This is a genomic window from Saccharothrix sp. HUAS TT1 (assembly GCF_040744945.1).
Lineage (GTDB): Bacteria > Actinomycetota > Actinomycetes > Mycobacteriales > Pseudonocardiaceae > Actinosynnema.
This window is the reverse complement of record NZ_CP160453.1, coordinates 1,511,596-1,532,945: the sequence shown is the minus strand read 5'-3', so window position 1 is coordinate 1,532,945 and position 21,350 is coordinate 1,511,596. Positions and strand designations below refer to the sequence as shown.

Annotated in this window: 18 protein-coding genes; 9 read left to right on the top strand and 9 right to left on the bottom strand. The window is 73.2% G+C overall.

The features are described from left to right. The first annotated feature begins 22 nt into the window (after positions 1 to 22). Positions 23 to 1,057, top strand: a complete 1,035-nt coding sequence (gene tdh / locus AB0F89_RS07535; protein WP_367133934.1) for an L-threonine 3-dehydrogenase — start codon at positions 23 to 25, stop codon at positions 1,055 to 1,057. Beyond that, positions 1,057 to 2,241 (top strand): glycine C-acetyltransferase, encoded by a 1,185-nt coding sequence (locus AB0F89_RS07530; RefSeq protein ID WP_367133932.1) that lies wholly within the window; start codon positions 1,057 to 1,059, stop codon positions 2,239 to 2,241. The genes tdh and AB0F89_RS07530 overlap by 1 nt, the downstream gene beginning before the upstream one ends. A gap of 48 nt (positions 2,242 to 2,289) precedes the next feature. Here the strand turns inward: AB0F89_RS07530 and AB0F89_RS07525 are convergent, their stop codons facing one another. Together AB0F89_RS07525 and AB0F89_RS07520 are read right to left on the bottom strand one after the other, a co-directional pair. Continuing rightward, entirely contained in the window at positions 2,290 to 2,760 is a 471-nt protein-coding gene (locus AB0F89_RS07525; protein ID WP_367133930.1) for a hypothetical protein, read from the bottom strand. Between the two features lie 209 nt (positions 2,761 to 2,969). After that, a complete protein-coding gene (locus AB0F89_RS07520) occupies positions 2,970 to 3,170 on the bottom strand; it encodes a hypothetical protein (protein ID WP_367133928.1) in 201 nt (66 codons plus the stop codon). 54 nt (positions 3,171 to 3,224) lie between these two features. On the opposite strand from AB0F89_RS07520, the gene AB0F89_RS07515 reads away from it, so the two are divergent. Then, the gene (locus AB0F89_RS07515; RefSeq protein ID WP_367133926.1) at positions 3,225 to 4,094 is read left to right on the top strand and encodes a LysR family transcriptional regulator; all 870 of its coding nucleotides are present in this window, start codon (positions 3,225 to 3,227) and stop codon (positions 4,092 to 4,094) included. Here AB0F89_RS07515 and ptsP read toward each other — a convergent pair. Together ptsP and AB0F89_RS07505 are read right to left on the bottom strand one after the other, a co-directional pair. Further along, entirely contained in the window at positions 4,091 to 5,722 is a 1,632-nt protein-coding gene (ptsP, locus tag AB0F89_RS07510; protein WP_367133924.1) for a phosphoenolpyruvate--protein phosphotransferase, read from the bottom strand. The two genes, AB0F89_RS07515 and ptsP, sit on opposite strands and share 4 nt — an antisense overlap. A 3-nt stretch (positions 5,723 to 5,725) precedes the next feature. Beyond that, positions 5,726 to 6,625: a ribokinase gene (locus tag AB0F89_RS07505; protein WP_367133922.1), complete on the bottom strand. Its 900-nt coding sequence runs from the start codon at positions 6,623 to 6,625 to the stop codon at positions 5,726 to 5,728. Between the two features lie 136 nt (positions 6,626 to 6,761). Here AB0F89_RS07505 and AB0F89_RS07500 point away from each other — a divergent pair, with 136 nt between their 5' ends. Together AB0F89_RS07500 and AB0F89_RS07495 are read left to right on the top strand one after the other, a co-directional pair. After that, a complete protein-coding gene (locus AB0F89_RS07500) occupies positions 6,762 to 8,741 on the top strand; it encodes a DUF2339 domain-containing protein (RefSeq protein WP_367133920.1) in 1,980 nt (659 codons plus the stop codon). A gap of 267 nt (positions 8,742 to 9,008) precedes the next feature. Beyond that, positions 9,009 to 10,025 carry a YncE family protein gene (locus AB0F89_RS07495; RefSeq protein ID WP_367133918.1) on the top strand — a complete coding sequence of 339 codons (1,017 nt, stop codon included), beginning with the start codon at positions 9,009 to 9,011 and terminating at the stop codon, positions 10,023 to 10,025. 10 nt (positions 10,026 to 10,035) lie between these two features. Here AB0F89_RS07495 and AB0F89_RS07490 read toward each other — a convergent pair whose 3' ends face one another. After that, a complete protein-coding gene (locus tag AB0F89_RS07490) occupies positions 10,036 to 12,141 on the bottom strand; it encodes an MMPL family transporter (protein WP_367133916.1) in 2,106 nt (701 codons plus the stop codon). 122 nt (positions 12,142 to 12,263) lie between these two features. On the opposite strand from AB0F89_RS07490, the gene AB0F89_RS07485 reads away from it, so the two are divergent. Both AB0F89_RS07485 and AB0F89_RS07480 read left to right on the top strand, forming a co-directional pair. Continuing rightward, a complete protein-coding gene (locus AB0F89_RS07485; RefSeq protein ID WP_367133914.1) occupies positions 12,264 to 13,010 on the top strand; it encodes a TetR/AcrR family transcriptional regulator in 747 nt (248 codons plus the stop codon). A gap of 127 nt (positions 13,011 to 13,137) precedes the next feature. Then, positions 13,138 to 13,776 carry a hypothetical protein gene (locus tag AB0F89_RS07480; protein ID WP_367133912.1) on the top strand — a complete coding sequence of 213 codons (639 nt, stop codon included), beginning with the start codon at positions 13,138 to 13,140 and terminating at the stop codon, positions 13,774 to 13,776. Positions 13,777 to 13,782: 6 nt separating this feature from the next. On the opposite strand, the gene leuS is transcribed toward AB0F89_RS07480, so the two are convergent. Continuing rightward, complete coding sequence (gene leuS, locus AB0F89_RS07475) at positions 13,783 to 16,581, bottom strand: leucine--tRNA ligase (protein ID WP_367133910.1); 2,799 nt, start codon at positions 16,579 to 16,581, stop codon at positions 13,783 to 13,785. A 245-nt stretch (positions 16,582 to 16,826) separates the two neighbouring features. Here leuS and AB0F89_RS07470 point away from each other — a divergent pair, with 245 nt between their 5' ends. Next, positions 16,827 to 17,234: an SdpI family protein gene (locus tag AB0F89_RS07470; RefSeq protein ID WP_367133908.1), complete on the top strand. Its 408-nt coding sequence runs from the start codon at positions 16,827 to 16,829 to the stop codon at positions 17,232 to 17,234. Here the strand turns inward: AB0F89_RS07470 and AB0F89_RS07465 are convergent, their stop codons facing one another. Next, entirely contained in the window at positions 17,235 to 17,816 is a 582-nt protein-coding gene (locus tag AB0F89_RS07465; protein WP_367133906.1) for a YqgE/AlgH family protein, read from the bottom strand. Positions 17,817 to 18,079: 263 nt separating this feature from the next. Here AB0F89_RS07465 and AB0F89_RS07460 point away from each other — a divergent pair, with 263 nt between their 5' ends. Beyond that, positions 18,080 to 19,375, top strand: coding sequence for an MFS transporter (locus AB0F89_RS07460; RefSeq protein ID WP_367133904.1), 1,296 nt, complete (start codon positions 18,080 to 18,082; stop codon positions 19,373 to 19,375). A gap of 174 nt (positions 19,376 to 19,549) precedes the next feature. Here AB0F89_RS07460 and AB0F89_RS07455 read toward each other — a convergent pair whose 3' ends face one another. Then, complete coding sequence (locus tag AB0F89_RS07455; protein WP_367133902.1) at positions 19,550 to 19,807, bottom strand: response regulator transcription factor; 258 nt, start codon at positions 19,805 to 19,807, stop codon at positions 19,550 to 19,552. Between the two features lie 97 nt (positions 19,808 to 19,904). Continuing rightward, positions 19,905 to 21,308: a CCA tRNA nucleotidyltransferase gene (locus tag AB0F89_RS07450; protein ID WP_367138751.1), complete on the bottom strand. Its 1,404-nt coding sequence runs from the start codon at positions 21,306 to 21,308 to the stop codon at positions 19,905 to 19,907. Between the last annotated feature and the right edge of the window lie 42 nt (positions 21,309 to 21,350).

Below are 21,350 nucleotides of genomic sequence, written 5' to 3'. Positions count from 1 at the left end.
GGGTGAGGGCACACTCGCCCGCATGAAGGCACTGGTCAAGGCCGCCGCCGGGCCGGGTCTGTCGCTGACCGACGTCCCGGACCCCGCCCCCGGACCGACCGACGTCGTGGTCCGGGTGCTGCGCACCGGCATCTGCGGCACGGACCTGCACATCGACTCGTGGGACGAGTGGGCCGCGCACAACGTCCACGCGCCCCTGGTGCTCGGGCACGAGTTCGTCGGCGAGGTGGTGGAGACCGGCGCCTCGGTGACCGGCGTCCGGGTCGGCGACCTGGTCAGCGGCGAGGGCCACCTGGTCTGCGGCACGTGCCGCAACTGCAAGGCGGGCCGGCGGCACCTGTGCGCCAACACCCGCGGCCTGGGCGTGCACAGCGACGGCGCGTTCGCGCAGTACGTGGTGCTGCCCGAGCAGAACGCCTGGGTGCACCGCGCGCCCGTCGACCTGGACGTCGCGGCGATCTTCGACCCGTTCGGCAACGCCGTGCACACCGCGCTGTCGTTCCCGGTCATCGGCGAGGACGTGCTGATCACCGGCGCGGGCCCGATCGGGATCATGGCGGCGGCCGTCGCCAAGCACGCGGGCGCGCGCAACGTCGTCATCACCGACGTCAGCGAGCACCGGCTGGAGCTGGCCCGCAAGATCGGCGTCGACCTGGCGCTGAACGTCGCCGAGCGGACGATCTCCGAGGCGCAGTCCGAGCTGGGCATGACCGAGGGCTTCGACGTCGGCATGGAGATGTCCGGCAGGCCGATCGCGCTGCAGGAGATGATCGGCAACATGGCCCACGGCGGCCGGATCGCCATGCTGGGGCTGCCGGCCGAGGAGTTCGCCGTCGACTGGAGCAGCGTCGTGCTGAAGATGCTGCACGTCAAGGGCATCTACGGCCGCGAGATGTTCGAGACCTGGTACTCGATGTCGGTGCTGCTGCAACGCGGCCTCGACCTGTCCCCGGTGATCACGCACCGGTTCGACCACGCGGAGTTCGCCGAGGCGTTCGCGACGGCTCGCGAGGGCAAGTGCGGCAAGGTCATCCTCGACTGGACGGGAGCTCACTGATGTACGGCGCGATGCGCGAGGACCTGCGGGCCGGCCTGGACGAGATCCGCGCGGCCGGGCTCTACAAGGCGGAGCGGGTGATCGGCACCCCGCAGAACGCCGCCGTCCGGGTCGGCTCGGGCGACGAGGTGCTGAACTTCTGCGCCAACAACTACCTGGGCCTGGCCGACCACCCCGAGCTGGTCCGCGCGGCGCACGAGGCGCTGGACCGGTGGGGCTTCGGCATGGCGTCGGTGCGGTTCATCTGCGGCACGCAGGAGCCGCACAAGGAGCTGGAGCAGCGGCTCTCGCAGTTCCTCGGCACCGAGGACACCATCCTGTACAGCTCGTGCTTCGACGCCAACGGCGGCCTGTTCGAGACCCTGCTCGGCGCGGAGGACGCGATCATCTCCGACGCGCTGAACCACGCGTCGATCATCGACGGCGTCCGGCTGTCGAAGGCGCGCCGCTACCGGTACGAGAACCGGAACATGGCCGACCTGGAGAAGCAGCTCGAGGACGCCGCCGACGCGCGCTACCGGCTGATCGCGACCGACGGCGTGTTCTCCATGGACGGCTACCTCGCGCCGCTGGACGAGATCTGCGACCTGGCCGAGCGGCACGACGCGCTGGTCATGGTGGACGACTCGCACGCCGTCGGCTTCACCGGCCCGAACGGCCGCGGCACGCCCGAGCTGTTCGGCGTGCAGGACCGGGTGGACGTCGTCACCGGCACGCTCGGCAAGGCGCTGGGCGGCGCTTCCGGCGGCTACACGTCCGGGCGGGCGGAGATCGTGGAGATGCTGCGGCAGCGGTCGCGGCCCTACCTGTTCTCCAACTCGCTGGCGCCGTCGATCACCGCCGCCGCCATCGCCGCGCTCGACCTGCTCAGCTCGTCCGGCGAGCTGCTGACCAGGCTGCGCGAGAACACCGCCCTGTTCCGCTCGCGGATGACCGAGGCGGGCTTCGACCTGCTGCCGGGCGAGCACCCGATCATCCCGGTGATGATCGGCGACGCGGCGGAGGCGTCCCGGATGGCCGACCTGCTGCTGGAGCAGGGCGTCTACGTGATCGGCTTCTCGTACCCGGTGGTGCCGCACGGCAAGGCCCGGATCCGGACCCAGATGTCGGCGGCCCACTCGACCGACGACGTGAACCGGGCGGTGGACGCGTTCATCGCGGCCCGCGAGCGGATGGCGGACTGAACTCCGCGTTGGTGGGCACACGCGTGCCCACCAACGCTTGTTCGAGTTCTACGCGGACAGGTTCAACAACTCGTCGGGGACACGGAAAGCAGTAGCCTGGACCCCGCCGTTGTAGACCGGGGCGAGCAGATCGACGGCGGTGGCGGGAATGGTGCCCTTGGCACGCATGCGGCTCACCACGCGGTTGACCGGCCTTGTGAATCCACGCAGCATTCTGGTGGACTCGTACTGACCAATGGCGTAGACCTGCTCGCGGGAGACCGTGCCGCCGTTGTCGATCGCCGCACGGATGACTCCGGCCTGCACCCACCCGTTGTCGCGCTCGAGCGCGAGGAGCGCTTCTTGCACGGTCTCCTGTGTCCAGCCCGCCGCGGAAGCCTCTTCGGTCCCCTGGCCATCGAGGTACTTGCCGAGCAGGTCGGTGACCTCTTCGGTGAAGCGCAGTCGGTCGGCGTCACTGAGGTCAGTGACATCGACGGACAGGGTCAGCCGCGGGTTGGCCATGTCGTCTCTGTTCATGCACACTCCTGATGTCGGGGGCTCGGCCGTCCTGCTTGCCGGCTGCGCGGTCGAGCCTCGGCTTATTTCTATATAAAGAGTACATGAACCCCGCCCGGCCGTCAACCGATCATGCTCGTACCAGCAAGCTGATAGTGCCTCAACTATATAAATGAGGCTACTGTAATACTTAACATTCACCTGGCGGCAGCTGCGGAGAGATGCGGCGGTCAGCCCTTCTTCTCGGACCGCTTGCCCCAGATGCCGAGGAACACCAGCAGGATGGCGGGCACGATGATCGAGAGCAGCACGGCCGTGCCGTCCACCTGGAACCCGCCCGCCCGCGCGCTCGGCAGGACGAAGCCGAGGACGACCAGGGCGAGCAGGCCGAGGCCCGAGATGACCAGTTCCGCCGTGCGGTGGGAGCGCATGACACTTGGTACCGCACGGGCGGATCGGCCGCAGGGCGGTCCGGTGGTCGGCCGGTGATCGACCCGAGGCGGTTGCGGGTGCTGCGCGCGCTCGCCGACCACAGCACGGTGACGGCGGCGGCCCGGGCGCTGCACCTCACGCCGTCCGCCGTGTCGCAGCAGCTGGCCGCGCTGGAGTCCGAGGTGGGGCAGGAGCTGCTGCGGCGGCGGGGGCGGCGGGTGTCGCTGACGGCGGCGGGCGAGCTGCTGGTCCGGCACGCCAACGCGGTGGCGGCGGAGCTGGAGCGGGCGCAGGCGACGCTGGCCGCGTTCGCCGCGGGGGCCACCGGCCTGGTCGAGGTCGGCAGCTTCGCGTCGGCGATCACGCAGGTCGTCGCGCCCGCGCTGGCCGCGCTGCGGTCGTCCGCGCCGGGCGTGACGCTGCGGGTGCGCGACGTGGAGGGGCACGCCAGCGTGCCGCTGCTGCTGGACGGCGAGATCGACGTGGCGATCACCGAGGAGTACCGGCTGCGCACCGACGACCGGCGGCTGACCCGGTTCCCGCTCTACACCGAGCCGTTCGACGTGGTGCTGCCGCCGGGGCACCGGCTGGCGGGCCGGGCCGAGGTGGGCCTGGCCGACCTGGCGGACGACGACTGGGTGGCGCCGCTGCCCGGCAACCCGGTGCGGGACGTGGTGGAGCTGGCCTGCGAGCAGGCCGGGTTCGCGCCGCGGATCACGCACACGTCCGACGACTTCCGGGCCGTGGGCGCGCTGGTGCGCGCGAGCGCGGCCGTGGCGCTGGTGCCGCGCAACGCCGAGCCCGGTCTGCCGGTGCGCGGCACGGCGCCCCTGCGGCGGGTGGTCGCGGCGGTGCGCCGCGGCAGCGAGCGGCACCCGTTGGTCGTCCTGGTCCGCGACGCCCTGCTGGCCGCCGTGGTCTAGTGCGGGGCGCGGGCGGCGAGCTTGGCCGAGGCCGGGTCGGCGGCGGCCACCGCGCCGCGGGCCGCCAACTGGCACAGGTCGAAGCTGGTCGTCGCGAGCTTCGCGCCGACGCCCGCCAGCGCGGTGTGGTTCATCGACAGGCTCGTCACGCCCAGCCCGGTCAGCACGCACGCCAGCAGCGGGTCGGCGGCGGCCTCGCCGCACACGCCGACCGGCTTGCCCAGGGCGGCCCCCGCGTCGCCGACCAGCCGCACCAGCCGGAGCAGGGCGGGCTGCCACGGGTCGTTGAGCGCGGCCACCGCGCCGACCTGCCGGTCCGCCGCGAACACGTACTGGGCCAGGTCGTTCGTGCCGATGGACACGAAGTCGACCACGGCCAGGACCTCGTGCGCGACCAGCGCCGCCGCCGGGATCTCGATCATCACGCCGGCCCGCCGCAGACCGGCGGCGCGCGCCCGTTCCACGAACCAGGCGGCCTCGGCGGCGGTGGCCACCATCGGCGCCATCACCGACACCTCGGCGCCGGTGTCGGCGGCGGCCAGGGCGATCGCCTCCAGCTGGCGGTCCAGCACGTCCGGGCGGTCGAAGGCGACCCGCAGGCCGCGCACGCCCAGCGCCGGGTTCGGCTCCGGCTCGGGCGCCAGGAACGGCAGCGGCTTGTCCGCGCCCGCGTCCAGGGTCCGCACCACCACGGGCTTGCCCGCGAACGGCGCGAGCACCGCCGCGTAGGCCGCGCGCTGCTCGTCGACGGACGGCTCCGACGACGCCGACAGGAAGCAGAACTCGGTCCGGAACAGGCCCACGCCCTCCGCGCCACCGGCCGCGGCGGCCACCGCGTCGGCGGGCGAGCCGACGTTGCCGAGCACCTTCACCCGGTGCCCGTCGCGCAGCGCGCCGACGCCGTTCCACTCCGCCCGGCCCTCGGCGCGCGCCGCGCGGACCGTGCCGTCGGACGCCCGCACCTCGCCGGTGTCGCCGTCCACGAGCAGCGACGGCACGTCGAGGTCGAGCACGCCGCGGCACGCGACCACGGCCGGGATGCCGAGCGCGCGGGCCAGGATCGCGGTGTGCGAGGTGGGCCCGCCCTCCTCGGTGACCAGGGCCAGCACCTTGGCCGGGTCGAGCCCGGCGGTGTCGGCGGGCGCGAGGTCGCGGGCCACCAGCACCGACGGCGCGGCCAGCGCGGGCACGCCGGGCGCGGGCACGCCGAGCAGTTCGGCGACCAGGCGGTCGCGCACGTCGCGGACGTCGCGCGCGCGTTCGGCCATGTACCCGCCGGCCGCCTCCAGCGCGGAGATGAACCCGGCGGCGGCCTGGTGCACGGCCCGCGCGGCGGGCAGCGAGTCGGTGGTGACCAGCTTCTCGGACTGGGACAGCAGCGCCGGGTCGGCCGCCATCGCGGCGGTCGTCTCCAGCACGTCCTTGGCGTCGCCGCTCGCCGCGGCGGCCCGGTCCCGCAACCGGGTCGCGACCACGTCGGCGGCGGGCCGGATGCGCGCGGCCTCGGCCGCCGGGTCGGCGGGCGCGGGTCCGGCGTCCGGCTCGCCGAGCGGTTCCGCCACCCGGACCACCGGCCCGGAGGCCCGACCGGAACTGACCCCGACACCACTCAGGCGCGCGCTCGACATGGTCTAGACCATACCCTTCGGATCGTGGGGCCGTGAAGGACGAGACGCGTCCCGGACCCGCTCCGACGTCGGGTAGGACGGTTGCGCGCCGGCCGACGTCACCGACAGCGCGGCCACCCGGGCGGCGAACCCGGCCGCGTCCACCAGCGACGAGCCGGACGACAGGCCGGCCGCCAGCGCGCCCGCGAACGCGTCGCCCGCGCCCGTCGTGTCCACGACGGACACCTCGGGCGCGCCGACCTCGACCACACCGGACGGCGTGACCACGGCCGCGCCGCGCGCGCCCAGCGTGACCACGGCGGACTTCGGGCCGAGCGCCAGGAGCCCGGCGAACGACGGCGCCAGCGCCGCCGCCTCGTGCTCGTTCACGATCAGCGGGTCCAGCGGGGCCAGCGCCGAGGCGGGCACCTCGACCACCGGGGACAGGTTCAGCACCGGCCGCACCCCGTGATCGGCCGCCACCCGGATCGCGTGCGCGACCGTCGCCGCCGGGACCTCCAGCGAGCACACCAGGACCGACACGCCGTCCCAGGTGAGGGCGTCCACATCGGACGGGCCGACGTCCGAGTTCGCGCCGGGCGCGACGACGATCGAGTTCTCGCCGTCCGGGGTGACGGTGATGTAGGCCAGGCCGGTCGGCCGCGCGGACGTGCGGACGAAGTCGGTGCGCACGCCCGAGGACGACAGCGAGTCCAGCAGCAGCTCGCCGTACTGGTCCGCGCCGACCGCGCCGACCAGCGCGACGGTCGCGCCGAGCCGGGCGGCGGCCACCGCCGTGTTCGCGCCCTTGCCGCCGGGCAGCACGGCGGTGTCGCCGCCGAGCACCGTCTCGCCGGCCGCGGGGCGGTGCGGCACCGGGACGACGAGGTCCGCGTTGGCCGAGCCGAGCACCAGGACAGTCACGCCGACGACTCTGCCAGGTCCCGGCGCGACCGGTTCGGCACGCGGCCGGGCACGCGACTGAGTAGAGGTACGGATTCCGGATACCACCCGACCGGGCGATGCTGGTCACATGACCGGGACTGGGCAGGAACCCCTGATGAGGTTGGCAGACGAACTCGGCCACCTGGGCCGCCGCCTGGAGGCGGTGGGGCAGGAGCTGCACCGGGTCGGCAGCACCCAGGCAGTGGCGACGCTGCCGGCCCCCGCTGCTCCTGTGACCAGCACGGATGCCACAGCCCAGCCACCCACACCAGCACCACAGGCCGCACCGCACCCCGCGCCACAGCCGGCCGCCCCGGCCACGCCACAGCCGGCCGCGCAGGCCGCTCAAGCAGCACAGGCCCCGCAGGTGCCGCAGGCCCCGGCCCAGCCGACCACCCCGGCGCCACAAGCCGTGCCCCACCAGACCGGCCACCCGGCCGGTCACCGGCCCTTCCCGCCGAACCCGCACACCCCGCCGCACGCCCCACCCCCACCTCCCTCGGCCTGGGGTCCGACGCCGGGACCGCACTGGACCCCCACCCCGCCGCCGCCACCGGGCCCGACCCTCTTCGACCGCCTCGCCAAGGACGGCGCGGGCAGCAAGCTGCTGGCCTGGGTCGGCGGCGCGGTCACGCTGCTCGGCGTCGTGCTCCTGCTCGTCCTCGCCGTCCAGCGCGGCTACCTCGGCCCGCTGCCCCGCGTCCTCGGCGGCGCGGCGCTGGGCGGGGTGCTCGTCGGCCTCGGCCTGTGGCTGCACCGCACCCCGACCGGCCGGACCGGCGCGTTCGCCCTGGCCGCCACCGGCATCGCGGTGCTCTACCTGGACGTCGTCGCGGCCACCTCGATCTACGCGTACCTGCCCGAGGGCGGCGGCCTGGCGGCGGGCCTGCTGGTCGCGGCCGGCGGGCTGCTGCTGGCGCTGCGCTGGGACTCCGCCACCCTCGCCATCGGCGTGGTCGCCGCCTGCGTGGTGTGCGCGCCGGTCCTGACCCAGGGCTTCACGCCGCTGCTCGTCGCGTTCCTCCTGGTCCTCAAGATCGCCGCCGGCCCGGTGCACCTCAAGCGCGACTGGCCGTGGCTCGCCGTCACCGCGGGCGTCCCGCCGCTGCTGGCCGCGGTCCTGGTGATCGGTCGCACGGACGGGCGCGCGCTGGCCGGGATCGCCCTGCTGGCCGCCGCGGTCGGCGTGGCGTCGGCGGTGCTCACGATCAGGGTCCGGCCCGGTGACCGGACCGCGCTCGCGCTGGCGGTCGGCTCGCCGGTGCCCGCCCTGCTCACCACCGCCGTCCTCGACCGGCTGCTCGGCGCGGGTGTCGCGGGCGTGGTCGCGGTGGTGATGCTCGCGCTGTGGGCGGCCGGTCGGCGGTCGTTGCCGCGCGACTTCACCGCGGCGGTCGGCGGGGTGGGCGTGTTCGCCCTGTTCCAGGCGACCGCCCTCGCCCTGGACGGCAGCACGCGCGCCGCCGTGGTGCTGGCCGAGGCGTTGTTGCTGGCGTTCCTGGCGAAGGTCCTGTCGTCCCGCGGTCCGCTGATCGGCTCGGCGGTGTTCGGCGCGATCGGCTTCCTGCTCACCGTCGACGACGCGGTGCCGCCCCGCCTGCTGCTGGAGGAGCCGTGGCGGGTGGACAGCAGCGGCTACCTGGTGTCCGGCACGCTGACCTCGCTGGTCCTCGGCGCCCTGATGGTGGTGCTGCCGTGGGTCGCGTCGAGCCTGCGCGTCCTCGGCAGGCACCCGCTCCCGTGGGTCGCCTCGGGTGTCGTCCTGCTGTACGCGGCGGCCGGCGTGGTGCTGTGCGGTGCGCTGCTGGTGTCGCAGGACGTGACCGGATTCCTCTTCGGTCACTCGATCGTGACGGTGTCGTGGACGGTCGCCGCGCTGGTGCTGCTGGTGCGCGGCATCGACCGGAAGCCCTTGCGGGTGGCCGGGTTGGTGCTGGTCGGAGCGGCGGTGGCGAAGCTGCTGCTGTTCGACCTGGCCGCTCTGGACGGCATCGCGAGGGTCCTCGCGTTCATCGGCGCGGGCCTCGTCCTCCTGACGGCGGGCACCCGTTACGCCAAGCTGGTGGCAACTCGAAGAATTTCGGCTGATTCGTAGCTCTCGGGATCCAAAACGGCCCGGACTGCGTCAACCTGGTGGTAGTCCTACGTCGTCGGGGTCATGACCACCGGTGCCCAGCACCGGCAGGGGCCCGGCGTCGGTCGTTTCGCCCCCCGAGCGACCGGCGCCGGGCGCACAGGCCCCCGCGCTGCCGCCCGTCCCGCCGTCGCGGGCGGCAGTCGGCTCACCCGGTCCGGCACAAAAGGAACTCGTCCGTGGGACGAGGGTGGAAGCCGGCGGGCCGGCGGTGTTCCCATCCCAGCCATGTGGGGACGTCGACGCACCGCAGCCCTGGGCACCGCCGCTCTCCTCGTCACCGCCGCGCTGTCCGCCGCGGGCGGCGGGAAGTCGCACGTCGTCGCCGCCGCCGGCACACCCGCGCCCAGGGCGTACGTGGTCGCGCACAACGGTCGCGTGCAGGTCCTCGACACCTCCGACGGCGAGGTCGTGGCCAGTGCCAACACCGGCGCGTGGACCACCGGCGCGGTGGTCGGACCGGGCGGCGACCGGGTCTACGTGGTCAACGGCTGGGCGGGCGTGATCACCGCGGTCGACCCGGGTTCGGGCGAGGTGGTCGGCCGCATCCACGCCGGCGCGCAGCTGGCCCAGGCCGTGCTGCGGCCGGACGGCAAGCGCCTCTACGTCACCGGCAGCGGCGCGGTGGCGGTGGTGGACCCGGAGCGGTTCCGGCTGGTCGCGGCGATCAAGGCGGGCGGTCAGCCGCAGGGCATCGCGATCACGCCGGACGGCCGCAAGCTGTACGTGGCCAACGCGCAGGACGGCACGGTGAGCGTGATCGACACCGCCACCGCGAGCCCCCTGACGACGGTCGACGTCGCCGACATGCCGCAGCACGTCGCGGTGAGCCCGGACGGCGACGCGGTGTACGTCAGCTCGCTCGACGTCGGCGAGGGCGTCGGCTCCGTCTCCGCGATCGACCCGCGCACCGACGAGGTGCGCTGGTCCGCGTCCACCGGCAAGGGCGCGGCGGGCGCCATCGCGGTCTCGTCGGACGGCCGGCGGGTCTACGTCGCCCAGGACCGCCGGGTCGCGTTCGTCGACACCGCGACGCGCACCACCAAGGCGTTGCGGTTCAAGGCGAAGACCCTGGCCGTCGCACCCGGCGACCGCCGCCTGTTCCTGTCCAGCGGCAGCACCGCGACCGTGCTGGACAGCGCGGACCACCGGGTGCTGACCACGTTCCAGCTCAGCGGCCTGGACGACGACGGCCGCGGCTTCGCGGCCACGGCCATCGCGTTCGAGCCACCGGACCCGTCCTAGACGGTCTGCCCTAAACGGTCTGGGCGACCTTCGGCCCGTCCTCCGCCGGGGCCTCGTCGTGGATCGCCATCCGCTCCTGGATCCGCCGCAGCGGCCCGGGCGCCCACCACACGGCGTCGCCGAGCAGCTTCATCACGGCGGGCACCAGCAGCATCCGCACCACGGTGGCGTCCAGCGCGAGGGCGAGGATCATGCCGACGCCGACGAACCGCATCATCGTGATCTGCGAGAACGCGAACGCGCCGGTCACCACGATCAGCAGCAGCGCCGCCGCGGTGATCACCCGGCCGGTCTTGGCCAGGCCCGCGGTCACCGCCTCCTCGGTCGACGCGCCGCGACCGCGCGCCTCGACCATCCGGGACAGCAGGAACACCTCGTAGTCGGTGGACAGCCCGAAGACCACGGCCGCCATCAGCACCACGATCCCGGACTCCAGCGGCGCGGGCGTGACGCCGAGCAGCGACGCGCCGTGCCCGTCCTGGAACACCCAGACCAGCACGCCGAACGTGGCGGACAGGCTCAGCGCGCTCATCACCACGGCCTTGATCGGCAGCAGCACCGAGCCGAACGCCAGGAACATCAGCACGAACGTCGCGCCGACCAGCAGCGCGACCATCAGCGGCAGCTTGTCGCCGATGGCGTCGAGGCTGTCGGACACCATCGCCGTGCTGCCGCCGACCAGCACCTCGTCGCCGGGGCCCGGCAGGGCGCGCACGTCGCGCAGCGCCTGCTTGGACTCGTCGCTGAGCGCGTCCTGGTCCAGCCCGGCGTTGATCAGCCACACGCCGTCGGCCGGTTCGGCGGCCACCTGCGCCTCGCCGACGCCGGGCACCGCGCCGACGTCGGCGACGAACGCCTGCACGTCGGCGGGCGCGGGGTCGCCGGTGACCACGATCTTGAAGCCCGCGTTGGACAGCGCGGCGAAGTCGGTGTTGATCGACTCGGCGGCGACCCGCGCCGGGTTGCCCTCGGGCAGCACCTTCTCGGTGACCTCGCCGAACTTCACGCCCAGGAACGGCGAGCCGAGGGCGAGCAGCACCAGCACGATCGGCAGCGCGACCAGCACCGGCCGCTTCATCACGCGGCCGGCCAGCCGGCGCCAGCCGTCCTCGGTCGGGGCCTTCTTCTTCCGCCACGGCAGGGCGAGCTTGTCCACGCGGGGGCCGAGGACGGCGAGCAGCGCGGGGAGCAGGGTCAGCGACACGACGGCGGCGATCGCCACCGCGGACATGCCGCCGTAGCTGAGGGACTTCAGGAAGCCCTGCGGGAACAGCAGCAGGCCGGCGAGCGCGATGACCAGCAGCGTCGCGGAGAACAGCACGGTGCGTCCCGCGGACATGACCGTCCGGCGCACGGCGTCCGGCGTGCTGCGGCCGTCGGCCAGCTCCTCGCGGAACCGGCCGACCATGAACAGGCCGTAGTCGATCGCCATGCCGAGGCCGAGCAGGCTGGCGACGTTGACCGCGAACGAGTTCACGTCGGCGACCAGCGAGACGGCGTGCAGCACGCCCAGCGAGCCCATGATCGCCAGGCCGCCGACCAGCACCGGCAGCGACGCCGCGACCAGGCCGCCGAAGATGACCACCAGCAGGAGGAGGACGATCGGCAGCGAGACGGCCTCGGCCTTGGTGAGGTCGGAGGCGGACATGTCGCTGATCGCCTTCTGGGTCGGCACCAGGCCGCCGACCTGCGCCTGCAGCCCGTCGACCGGCAGCTGGTCGGCGATCTGCTCGTACTGCTTGAGCTGCGTGTTCGAGTCACCCGAGCGCAGCGTGATCACGACGAGCGACTTGCCGCCCTCCGGGGAGGGGAACGGCGGCTGCACCTTCAGCACGGCGTCGGCGGGCAGGTCGGCCAGCTGGTCGGCGATCTTCGCCAGCTGCGCGGGGTCGGCGGTGTCGTAGACGACGAGCACGTCGCCGCCCTGCCTGCCGAACGCGTCCTGCGCGACCTCGTTGGCCCGCGCCGCCTCGCTCGTGGGCGCTTCGTAGCCGCCCTGGCTCAGCCGGTCGAACACGCCGAGGCCCCAGATGCCGCCGACCACCGCCAGGACCGCGGTCGTGATCAGCACCGCCCACCTGCGGCGGTGCGCCAACGACCCCCACTTCGCGAACACGCGTCCTCCCAGGCAGATGGGTTACCGTTGCGTGAATGGCGTCAACTCCGTAAACACCGTTCACTAGACCTATCGGGAAGTTATACCCGGTGAACACTGTTTACAACCTGATTGGGTGACATATGACCGAGGCCACCCGCCGAGAACGGCTGCGCGCTGAGACCGAGCGTGAAATTCGGCGACAGGCCCGTGCCCTGCTCGTGCAGCACGGCCGGGACGCCGTCACCCTGCGTGCCATCGCCCGCGAGGTCGGCATCACCGCCCCGGCCCTGTACCGGTACTACGACTCCCGCGAGGACCTGCTGCGCAGGCTCGCCGAGGACATCTGCACCGACCTCGCCGCCGAGCTGAACGCCGGCCTGGCCGCCGTCGACCAGGGCGACACCAGCGCGCAGGTCTACGCGGTGTGCCGGGGCTTCCGGCGCTGGGCGCTCGCGCACCCGCAGGAGTTCACGCTCGTGTTCGCCTCCGCCGAGGACGCCCTCGGCACGTGCGGCCCCGACGCCGGCCGCGGCCAGGTCGGCGACCAGTTCGGCCGGGTGTTCCTGGAGGTCGCGGGCAGGTTGATCGCCGACCACCGGCTGCCCGAGGACGTCGGCGACGACGTGCCGGAGGAGCTGCGGGCCGACCTGGCGGCGTTCCAGCAGGTGCTGCTCGCCACCGTCAACGACCGCGGCGTCGTGGTCGGCGAGGACGTGCTGACGCTGGGCGCGGTGCACCACGTGACGCAGTCGTGGGTGCGCATCTACGGGCACGTGGCCCTGGAGGTCTTCGGCCGCTTCCCGTTCGCGGTGACCAACCCCGAGCCCATGTTCGACTCGATGCTGGCGCAGATCCTCGGCGAGCTGGGTCTCCCTCCGCAACCGTGAAGTGCGCCTTCCAGGCATACCTGCTGGTCCGTTCGAGCGCTTTTCACCTCCGCACCGCAACCGGGGTCACCCGGACGGGGTTGCATGGGTGGGCCGCACGGCGAGGGCTTCGCGGGGAGGGGGGACGGTGGCGGGTAAGGGTTCCGACAAGGGTTCCGGCGGCGTCGCGCTGATCGCCGCGGTGCTCGTCGTCCTCGCGGGCGCGGGCGGCGCCGGTGGCGCGGCGCTGAACTCGGGCGCGGGCGGCGCGGGTGGCGCGGCCCCGGTGGAGAGCATCGGCGTGCGCAAGTGGGACGCCAAGCGCGCGGCCCGCGGTGGTGACGCCGAGGGCGCGATGAGCCACCTCGGGGTCGGGATCAGCAAGCAGGCGCTCCGGCAGGAGCTCGACTGCCTGGCCAACTCGTTCGGCCAGGTCCAGGACTTCTTCACCCGGACGCCGTGCACGTCCCTCAACCGCCTGCTGCTGGCCGTCGGCGACCAAGCGGGCAACGCCGCGTTGGTCTCCGTCGTCTGGGTCACCTTCCCCGGCCGCAACCAGGCCAGGCAGTTCGACCGGGTCATCGACACCGCGGGCTCGGGCGACGTCCGACCGCTGGCGGGCGGCGTGGTGGGCCTGCCGGAGGTCGAGTTCACCGCCCGGCACTACTGGTCGGAGACCAGGGACACGACGATCACGATCGCCGAGTCGGAAGCGGCAACCGGGCACGTCGAGCCGGACCTGCTCGACGCGATGACCGAGGTGGCCGCCCAGTTGCCGCGTCCCTGACGCCCCCTACAGCACCACGTTGACCAGGCGGCCCGGCACGACGATCACCTTGCGCGGTTCGCCGCCGGTCAGCAGCTCGGCCACCTTGGCGTCGCCCAGCGCCGCCGCCTTCACCTCGTCCGCCGACGCCGACGCGGGCACGACGACCCGCGCCTTCACCTTGCCGTTGACCTGGATCGGGTACTCGACCGTGTCCTCCACCAGGTACTTCTCGTCCGCCGCCGGGAACGGGCCGTGGGCCAGCGACTCGGCGTGGCCCAGCCGCGACCACAGCTCCTCGGCGACGTGCGGGCTCAGCGGAGCCAGCATCAGCGCCATCGGCTCGGCCAGCGCGCGCGGCGCGCCGGCGGGGAAGTGCTTGGTGACGTGGTTGTTCAGCTCGATCAGCTTCGCGCCCGCCGTGTTGTAGCGCAGGTTCGCGAAGTCGTCGTGCACGCCCGCGATGGTCCTGTGCAGCAGCCGCAGCGCGTCCTCGCCCGGGTCCTCGTCGGTGACCCGCAGCTCGCCGGTGGTCTCGTCCACCAGGTTGCGCCACAGCCGCTGCAGGAACCGCTGCGCGCCGACGACGTCCTTGGTCGCCCACGGCCGCGAGACGTCCATCGGGCCCATCGACATCTCGTACAGCCGGAACGTGTCGGCGCCGTACTTCTCGCACATCTCGTCCGGCGTGACGACGTTCCGCAGGCTCTTGCCCATCTTGCCGTACTCGCGGCGCACCTCCTCGCCCTCGAAGAAGTACTTGCCGTCGCGCTCCTCGACCTGCTCGGCGGGCACGGGCGTGCCGCGCGAGTCGCGGTACGCGTACGCCTCGATGTAGCCCTGGTTGAACAGCCGCCGGTACGGCTCGTCGCCGGACACGTGGCCCAGGTCGAACAGCACCTTCTGCCAGAACCGCGCGTACAGCAGGTGCAGCACCGCGTGCTCCACGCCGCCGATGTACAGGTCCACACCGCCCGGGTCGGACGCGCCGTGCTCGGCCGTGCGCGGGCCCAGCCAGTACCGCTCGTTCTCGGCGTCGACGAACCGGTCCGGCTCGGTCGGGTCCACGTACCGCAGCTGGTACCAGCACGAACCCGCCCAGTTGGGCATGGTGTTGGTCTCGCGCCGGTACCGCTTCGGCCCGTCGCCCAGGTCCAGCTCGACGGTGACCCAGTCCTCGGCCCGCGACAGCGGCGGCGACGGCTCGGAGTCCGCGTCCTCCGGGTCGAACGTCCGCGGCGAGTAGTCGTCCACGTCGGGCAGCTCGATCGGCAGCATCGACTCGGGCACCGCGATCGGCGTGCCGTCCTCGTCGTAGACGACCGGGAACGGCTCGCCCCAGTACCGCTGCCGGGAGAACAGCCAGTCGCGCAGCTTGAACTGCACGGTGCCCTCGCCCCGGCCCCGCTCCTCCAGCCAGGCGATGATCTTCTTCTTGGCCTGGTCGACGTCCAGCCCGTCCAGGCTGGTGCTGCTCTCGTGGCTGGAGTTCACCGCCGGGCCGGCGCCGGTGTACGCCTCGCCGTCGAAGTCGGCGGGCGGCTGCACGGTCCGCACGACCGGCAGGTCGAACGCCTTGGCGAAGTCCCAGTCGCGCTGGTCCTGGCCGGGCACCGCCATGATCGCGCCCGTGCCGTAGCCCATCAGCACGTAGTCGGCCACGTACACCGGGATCGGCTCGCCGTTGACCGGGTTCGTGGCGTGCGCGCCGGTGAAGACGCCGGTCTTCTCCTTGTTCTCCTGCCGGTCCAGCTCGGACTTGCGGGACACCTCGGCGCGGTACGCGGCGATCGCGTCGGCCTGCTCGGCGGACGAGATCACGTCCACCAGCGGGTGCTCGGGCGCCAGCACCATGTACGTGGCGCCGAACAGCGTGTCCGGCCGGGTGGTGAACACCTCGACGTCGACGCCGTCGTGCCCGACCACGGCGAACTTGACCCGGGCGCCGGACGAGCGCCCGATCCAGTTGCGCTGCATCGCCTTGATCTTGTCCGGCCAGTCCAGCCGGTCCAGGTCGTCGATCAGCCGGTCGGAGTAGGCGGTGATCCGCATCATCCACTGCCGCAGCGACCGCCGGAACACCGGGAAGTTGCCGCGCTCGCTGCGGCCGTCCGCGGTGACCTCCTCGTTCGCCAGCACGGTGCCCAGGCCGGGGCACCAGTTCACCGGCGCCTCGGACAGGTACACCAGGCGGTGCTGCCCCAGCAGCCGCTCCCGCTCGGGGCGGGTCAGCTCGGCCCACGGCGCGCCCGGCGTCGCCCGCTCACCCGACGCGAACTGCGCCTCCAGCTCGGCGATCGGCCGCGCCCGGCCCGCCGCCGGGTCGTACCAGGAGTTGAAGATCTGCAGGAAGATCCACTGGGTCCACTTGTAGTAGTCCGGGTCGATGGTGGAGATGCGCCGGCGCTCGTCGTGGCCCAGGCCCAGCCTGCGGATCTGCCGCAGGTAGGTCTGGATGTTGTCCTCGGTGGTCTTGCGCGGGTGCTGCCCGGTCTGCACGGCGTACTGCTCGGCGGGCAGGCCGAACGCGTCGAAGCCCATCGTGTGCAGCACGTTGCGGCCGTTCATCCGGTGGTACCGGGCGAACACGTCGGTGCCGATGAACCCCAGCGGGTGCCCGACGTGCAGGCCGGCGCCCGACGGGTACGGGAACATGTCCTGCACGAACAGCTTGTCGGCGGGGACGTCGCCCTTGAGCGGTCCGACCGGGTTCGGCGCGTGGAAGGTGCCCTGCTCCTCCCAGTGCAGCTGCCAGCGCCGCTCGATCTCGCCAGCCAGCTCGGCGGTGTAGCGGTAGGCGGGCGTCGCGTCCGCGTCGGTGCTCATCGGGATGTCCCTCTCCATCGGTACCTGCCCCTGACATGACGAAACCCCCCAGCCCGGAAGGGCATGAGGGGTTGCCGCGCGGACCCGGCTGACGTGGTCTGCGCGGCTAGCTAAGGAGCAGGCGGGCCTTGCTCATGCCGTCAACGGTATCAGCGCAGCGCAAGCGGGGAGCACGGGGTGAACGCGGCGGCGGGCGGTCGGGGCTGGTTCGACCGGGGTCGAAGGAGCCGCCTACCCTCGTCAGGGTGAACATCGTGCTGCCTGTTGTGCTGGGTCTGATCGGCGTCGCGTTCGCGGCGGTCGGCTTCCTCGGCGTGCGGGGCCTGCTGCACCGCAACCGCTTCTTCGGCGTGCGCACCAAGGCCACGCTGCGCGACGACGAGACGTTCGCACTGGCCAACAAGGTCGCGGGCGTGCCCAACGCGGCCGCGGGCGCGATCGCGCTGGTGGCGGCCGCCGCGACCGCGGTGAACCCGGCGTCCGCGCTGGTCGTCGGGCTGGTCGGGCTGGTCGGCAGCGTGGTGGTCGCGAGCGCGGGCGGCGTGCTGGGCCACCGGGCCGCCGAGGCGCTGCCCGAGCAGGCGCCCGCCGGGTGCGGCGGGTGCGCGTGCTCCGGCGCGGGCGGCGGCTGCGGCGTCCTGCAGCGCGCCTGATCAGTTCCGGCGGATGTCCGCCGGGAACGTGGCGAGCAGCGCCGTCGGCATGCCCTGGCGGCGCAGCACCCGACCCCACAGGTCGACGTTCGGCGGCGTGAGCACGTCGTCGGGCAGGCCCTTCACCACGATCCAGTCGCCGCGCGAGACCTCGCCGTCCAGCTGGCCCTCGCCCCAGCCCGAGTAGCCCGCGAACACGCGCATCCCGCGCACCTTCGCCACCAGCACGTCCGGGTCGGCGTCCAGGTCGACCAGCGCCACCGGACCGTGCACGCCGACCACACCTTCGAGTGACGACAGGTCCTCGCCGGTGCGCAGCGCGGCCAGGCACAGCGCCGTCTTCTGCTCCACCGGGCCGCCGATGTAGACGGCCTGCGGGCGGCTGACGTGCGGGCCCCACGCGGGCAGCACGTCGTGGACCGCGACCTCGCTCGGCCGGTTGAGCACCACGCCGAGGCTGCCCTCGTGCCGGTGGTCGATGACGTAGACCACCGTCCGGCGGAAGTTGGAGTCGGTCAGGCTCGGTGCCGCGACCAGCAGGGAACCCGGTTCGACCTCGGCATCAGGGCGCACACCGAGCATGATCCCAGACAACACCGGTGGGACGTCCGACACAGCACTTCACCGCGCGGTGGAACATCCGGGCTACGGTGTTCGTTGCAGTGACTGTCAGGCGCCATCGAGTCCCCCGGGCCCACTTGACAGCCTGCGCGGAATACCGTTCGGCTGGAGCCGCGCAGTGCCACCCGCCGAGAGGCGACCGGGCGCCTGGCACCAGGGAGGCCGGACCCCACGCGGGGTCCGGCCTTCGTGGTCCGGCCCGCCGGAAGGCTTAGGCTCTGCACGTGACCACTGCCGGCACCACCGCGGCGAAGCACCACCTCGGTGTCCGGAAGCTCCTCGCGGTGGCGGACTTCCGCAGGCTGCTCGCCTCCCGGCTGGCGGCCCAGTGGGGTGACGGCCTGTTCCAGGCCGGCCTCGCGGGCGCGGTCCTGTTCAACCCGGAGCGCCAGGCCGACCCGCTCGCCGTCGCGGCCGGGTTCGCCGTGCTGCTGCTCCCGTACTCCGTGGTCGGCCCGTTCGCGGGCGCCCTGCTGGACCGGTGGGACCGCCGCCGGGTGCTGGTGGTGGCGAACCTCACGCGCGCCGTCTTCATCCTGCTGACCGCGGCGGCCGTCGGGCTCGGGCTGAGCGGCGTGCCGCTGTACGCGGCGGCGCTGTTCGTCACCGGGGTGAGCCGGTTCGTCGGCTCCGGCCTGTCCGCCTCGCTGCCGCACGTGGTCGGCAGCGACCACCTGGTGGAGGCGAACGCGTTCGTCACCACGCTCGGCGCGCTGACGTCCGTGCTCGGCGCGGGGTGCGCGGTGGGGTTGCGGTCGGTGCTCGGCTCCGGCGACGACGGGTCGGCGGGCACCACCGCGTTCGCCGTCGTGGGCTCGCTGGGCGCCGCGTTCCTGGCCGCCCGCTTCGCGCGTGGAGCCCTCGGACCCGATGCGGTGGACGAGCCCAGTCGGACGCTCACCGCGGTCGCCATGGGCCTGCTGGACGGCGCGCGGGCCGCGTGGCGCGCGCCCGCCGTGGCCGCCGCGCTGCTGGCGCTGCTCGCGCACCGGGCCGCGTTCGGGGCGTCGCTGCTGCTCACGCTGCTGCTGATGCGCAACGCGTTCACCGACTACGGGCCGTTCAAGGCGGGGATGGCGGGGCTCGGCGAGGTCGCGCTGGCCGGTGGCGCGGGCATCCTGCTCGCGGGGCTGGTGACCGACCGGATCGTGGACGTGCTCGGCCGGCGCGGCACGGTGTGCGGCGCGCTGCTGCTGGCGGCGGCGACCCAGCTCGGCCTCGGCCTGCCCATGCTGCTGCCGACCGTCCTGGCCGCGTCGTTCGTGCTGACGTTCGCGGGCCAGGTGGTCAAGCTGTGCGTGGACGCGGCCGTGCAGGGCGACATCGGCGACGAGGTCCGCGGCCGGGTGTTCGCCCTCTACGACACGCTGTTCAACGTCACGCAGGTCGCAGCCGTCACCGCCGCCGCCGCGGTCGTGCCCCTGGACGGCCGCTCACCGGCCCTCGTCCTCGCCGCCACCGCCGCCTACCTCTTCGGCCTCCTGGGCTACCTGCTCCTCAACAAACGCTCCACCCCCTGACCCCCTTAACCCCCTGCCCCTCTACCCACTCACCGCTGACCCCTTGACCCGCGAGGTCGCGTCGACCGTTCACGCCCGTTTTCCCGACGATCACGCCCTTCGATCGTCGGGAAAACGGGCGTGAACGGTCGACTTCCCAGCGACCGAGCCGCCGCCTGCGAAGCAGCGGCCATGTCACCGCGGCAGCGGCAGCCGGATCACGCCCGTCTCGTGGGCGTAGACCACCGCCGCCATCCGGTCACGCAGGTTCAGGGCCCGGAGGATCTCCGAGACCACCGCCCCCACCTGGTGCTGGCTCAGCGCCAGCACCCGCGCTATCTCGTGGTCGGCGAGCCCCCTGGCCAGGCAGCGGAGCACGGCCCGCTGCCGGTCCGACAGCTCTGCCAACCCCGGTGCCCGGGTGCCCCCCTCGGACAGTCCCCAAGCGTTCATGCGACACCACCCCCAGTGCGCGTCCGGCGCACACAGTCATGGTCCCGCAACTGGCTGTCACTGGCCAACCCAAAAGTACGAGATTGGTCACTCGGTGTCAGTCGCCCGGCGGCTGGACGCCTTCCGCGCGCGCCCACGCCAGCAGCTCGGCGACCGCCTCGTCGTGGTCCAGCGGACCGCGGTCGAGCCGCAGCTCCTTCAGGAACTTCCACGCCCGGCCGACCAGCGGCCCCGGTGGCAGGCCCAGCAGCCGCATGATCTCGTTGCCGTCGAGGTCCGGCCGGACCCGGTTCAGGTCCTCCTCGGCGGCGATGCGCTCGATGCGCCGCTCCAGGTCGTCGTAGGTGCGCTGCAGCGCGTTGGCCTTGCGCCGGTTGCGCGTGGTGCAGTCGGCCCGGACCAGCTTGTGCAGGCGGGGCAGCAGGTGGTCCGCGTCGGTGACGTACCGGCGCACCGCCGAGTCGGTCCACTCGCCGCCGCCGTAGCCGTGGAAGCGCAGGTGGAGGTACACGAGCTGGGCGACGTCCTCGATGATCTCCTTGGAGAACTTGAGGGCGCGCAAGCGCTTGCGGACCATCTTCGCCCCGACCACCTCGTGGTGGTGGAACGACACCCCGCCGCCCTCCTCGAACCGCCGGGTGTCCGGCTTGCCGATGTCGTGCAGCAGCGCCGCCAGCCGCAGCACGAGGTCCGGCTCCGGCCCGTCCTCCAGGTCGACGGCCTGGTCCAGGACGACCAGCGAGTGGTGGAACACGTCCTTGTGCTGGTGGTGCTCGTCGATCTCCAGCTTCATCGCGGGCAGCTCGGGCAGCACCACGTCGGCGAGCTTGGCCTCGACCACCAGCTCCACGCCGGCCCGCGGGTGCGCGCCGGTCAGCAGCTTGGACAGCTCGACCTGCACGCGCTCGGCGGTGATGCGGGTCAGCTCGCCCGACATGGCCGTCATGGCGTCCAGGACGCGCGGCGCGACGGTGAAGCCGAGCTGGGAGACGAACCGGGCCGCGCGCAGCATCCGCAGCGGGTCGTCGGAGAACGACTCCTGCGGGGTCGCGGGGGTGTCCAGGACCTTCGCCCGCAGCGCCGCGCGCCCGCCGGTCGGGTCGATGAGCCGCCGGTCGACCACGTCGTAGGCCATCGCGTTGACGGTGAAGTCCCGGCGGACCAGGTCGCCCTCGATGGAGTCGCCGAAGGTCACCTCGGGGTTGCGGGTCACGCCGTCGTAGCTGTCGGCGCGGAACGTGGTGATCTCGACCGTCCGCCCGTGCTTGGTCGCGCCGACCGTGCCGAAGGCGATGCCGGTGTCCCAGATCGCGTCCGCCCAGTCCTTGACCAGCGCCACGATCCGCGGCGGCCGGGCGTCGGTGGTGAAGTCCAGGTCACCGGACAGCCTGCCGAGCACGGCGTCGCGCACGCTGCCGCCGACCAGGTACAGCCGGTGGCCCGCGGCGGCGAAGCGGGCGGCCAGGTCGTCGGCGAGGGGGAGGGCGCTCAGCAGTTCCACCGCGGCGTCGTCCTGCCCGGCAGGAGCAGCGGTGGAGGGGTC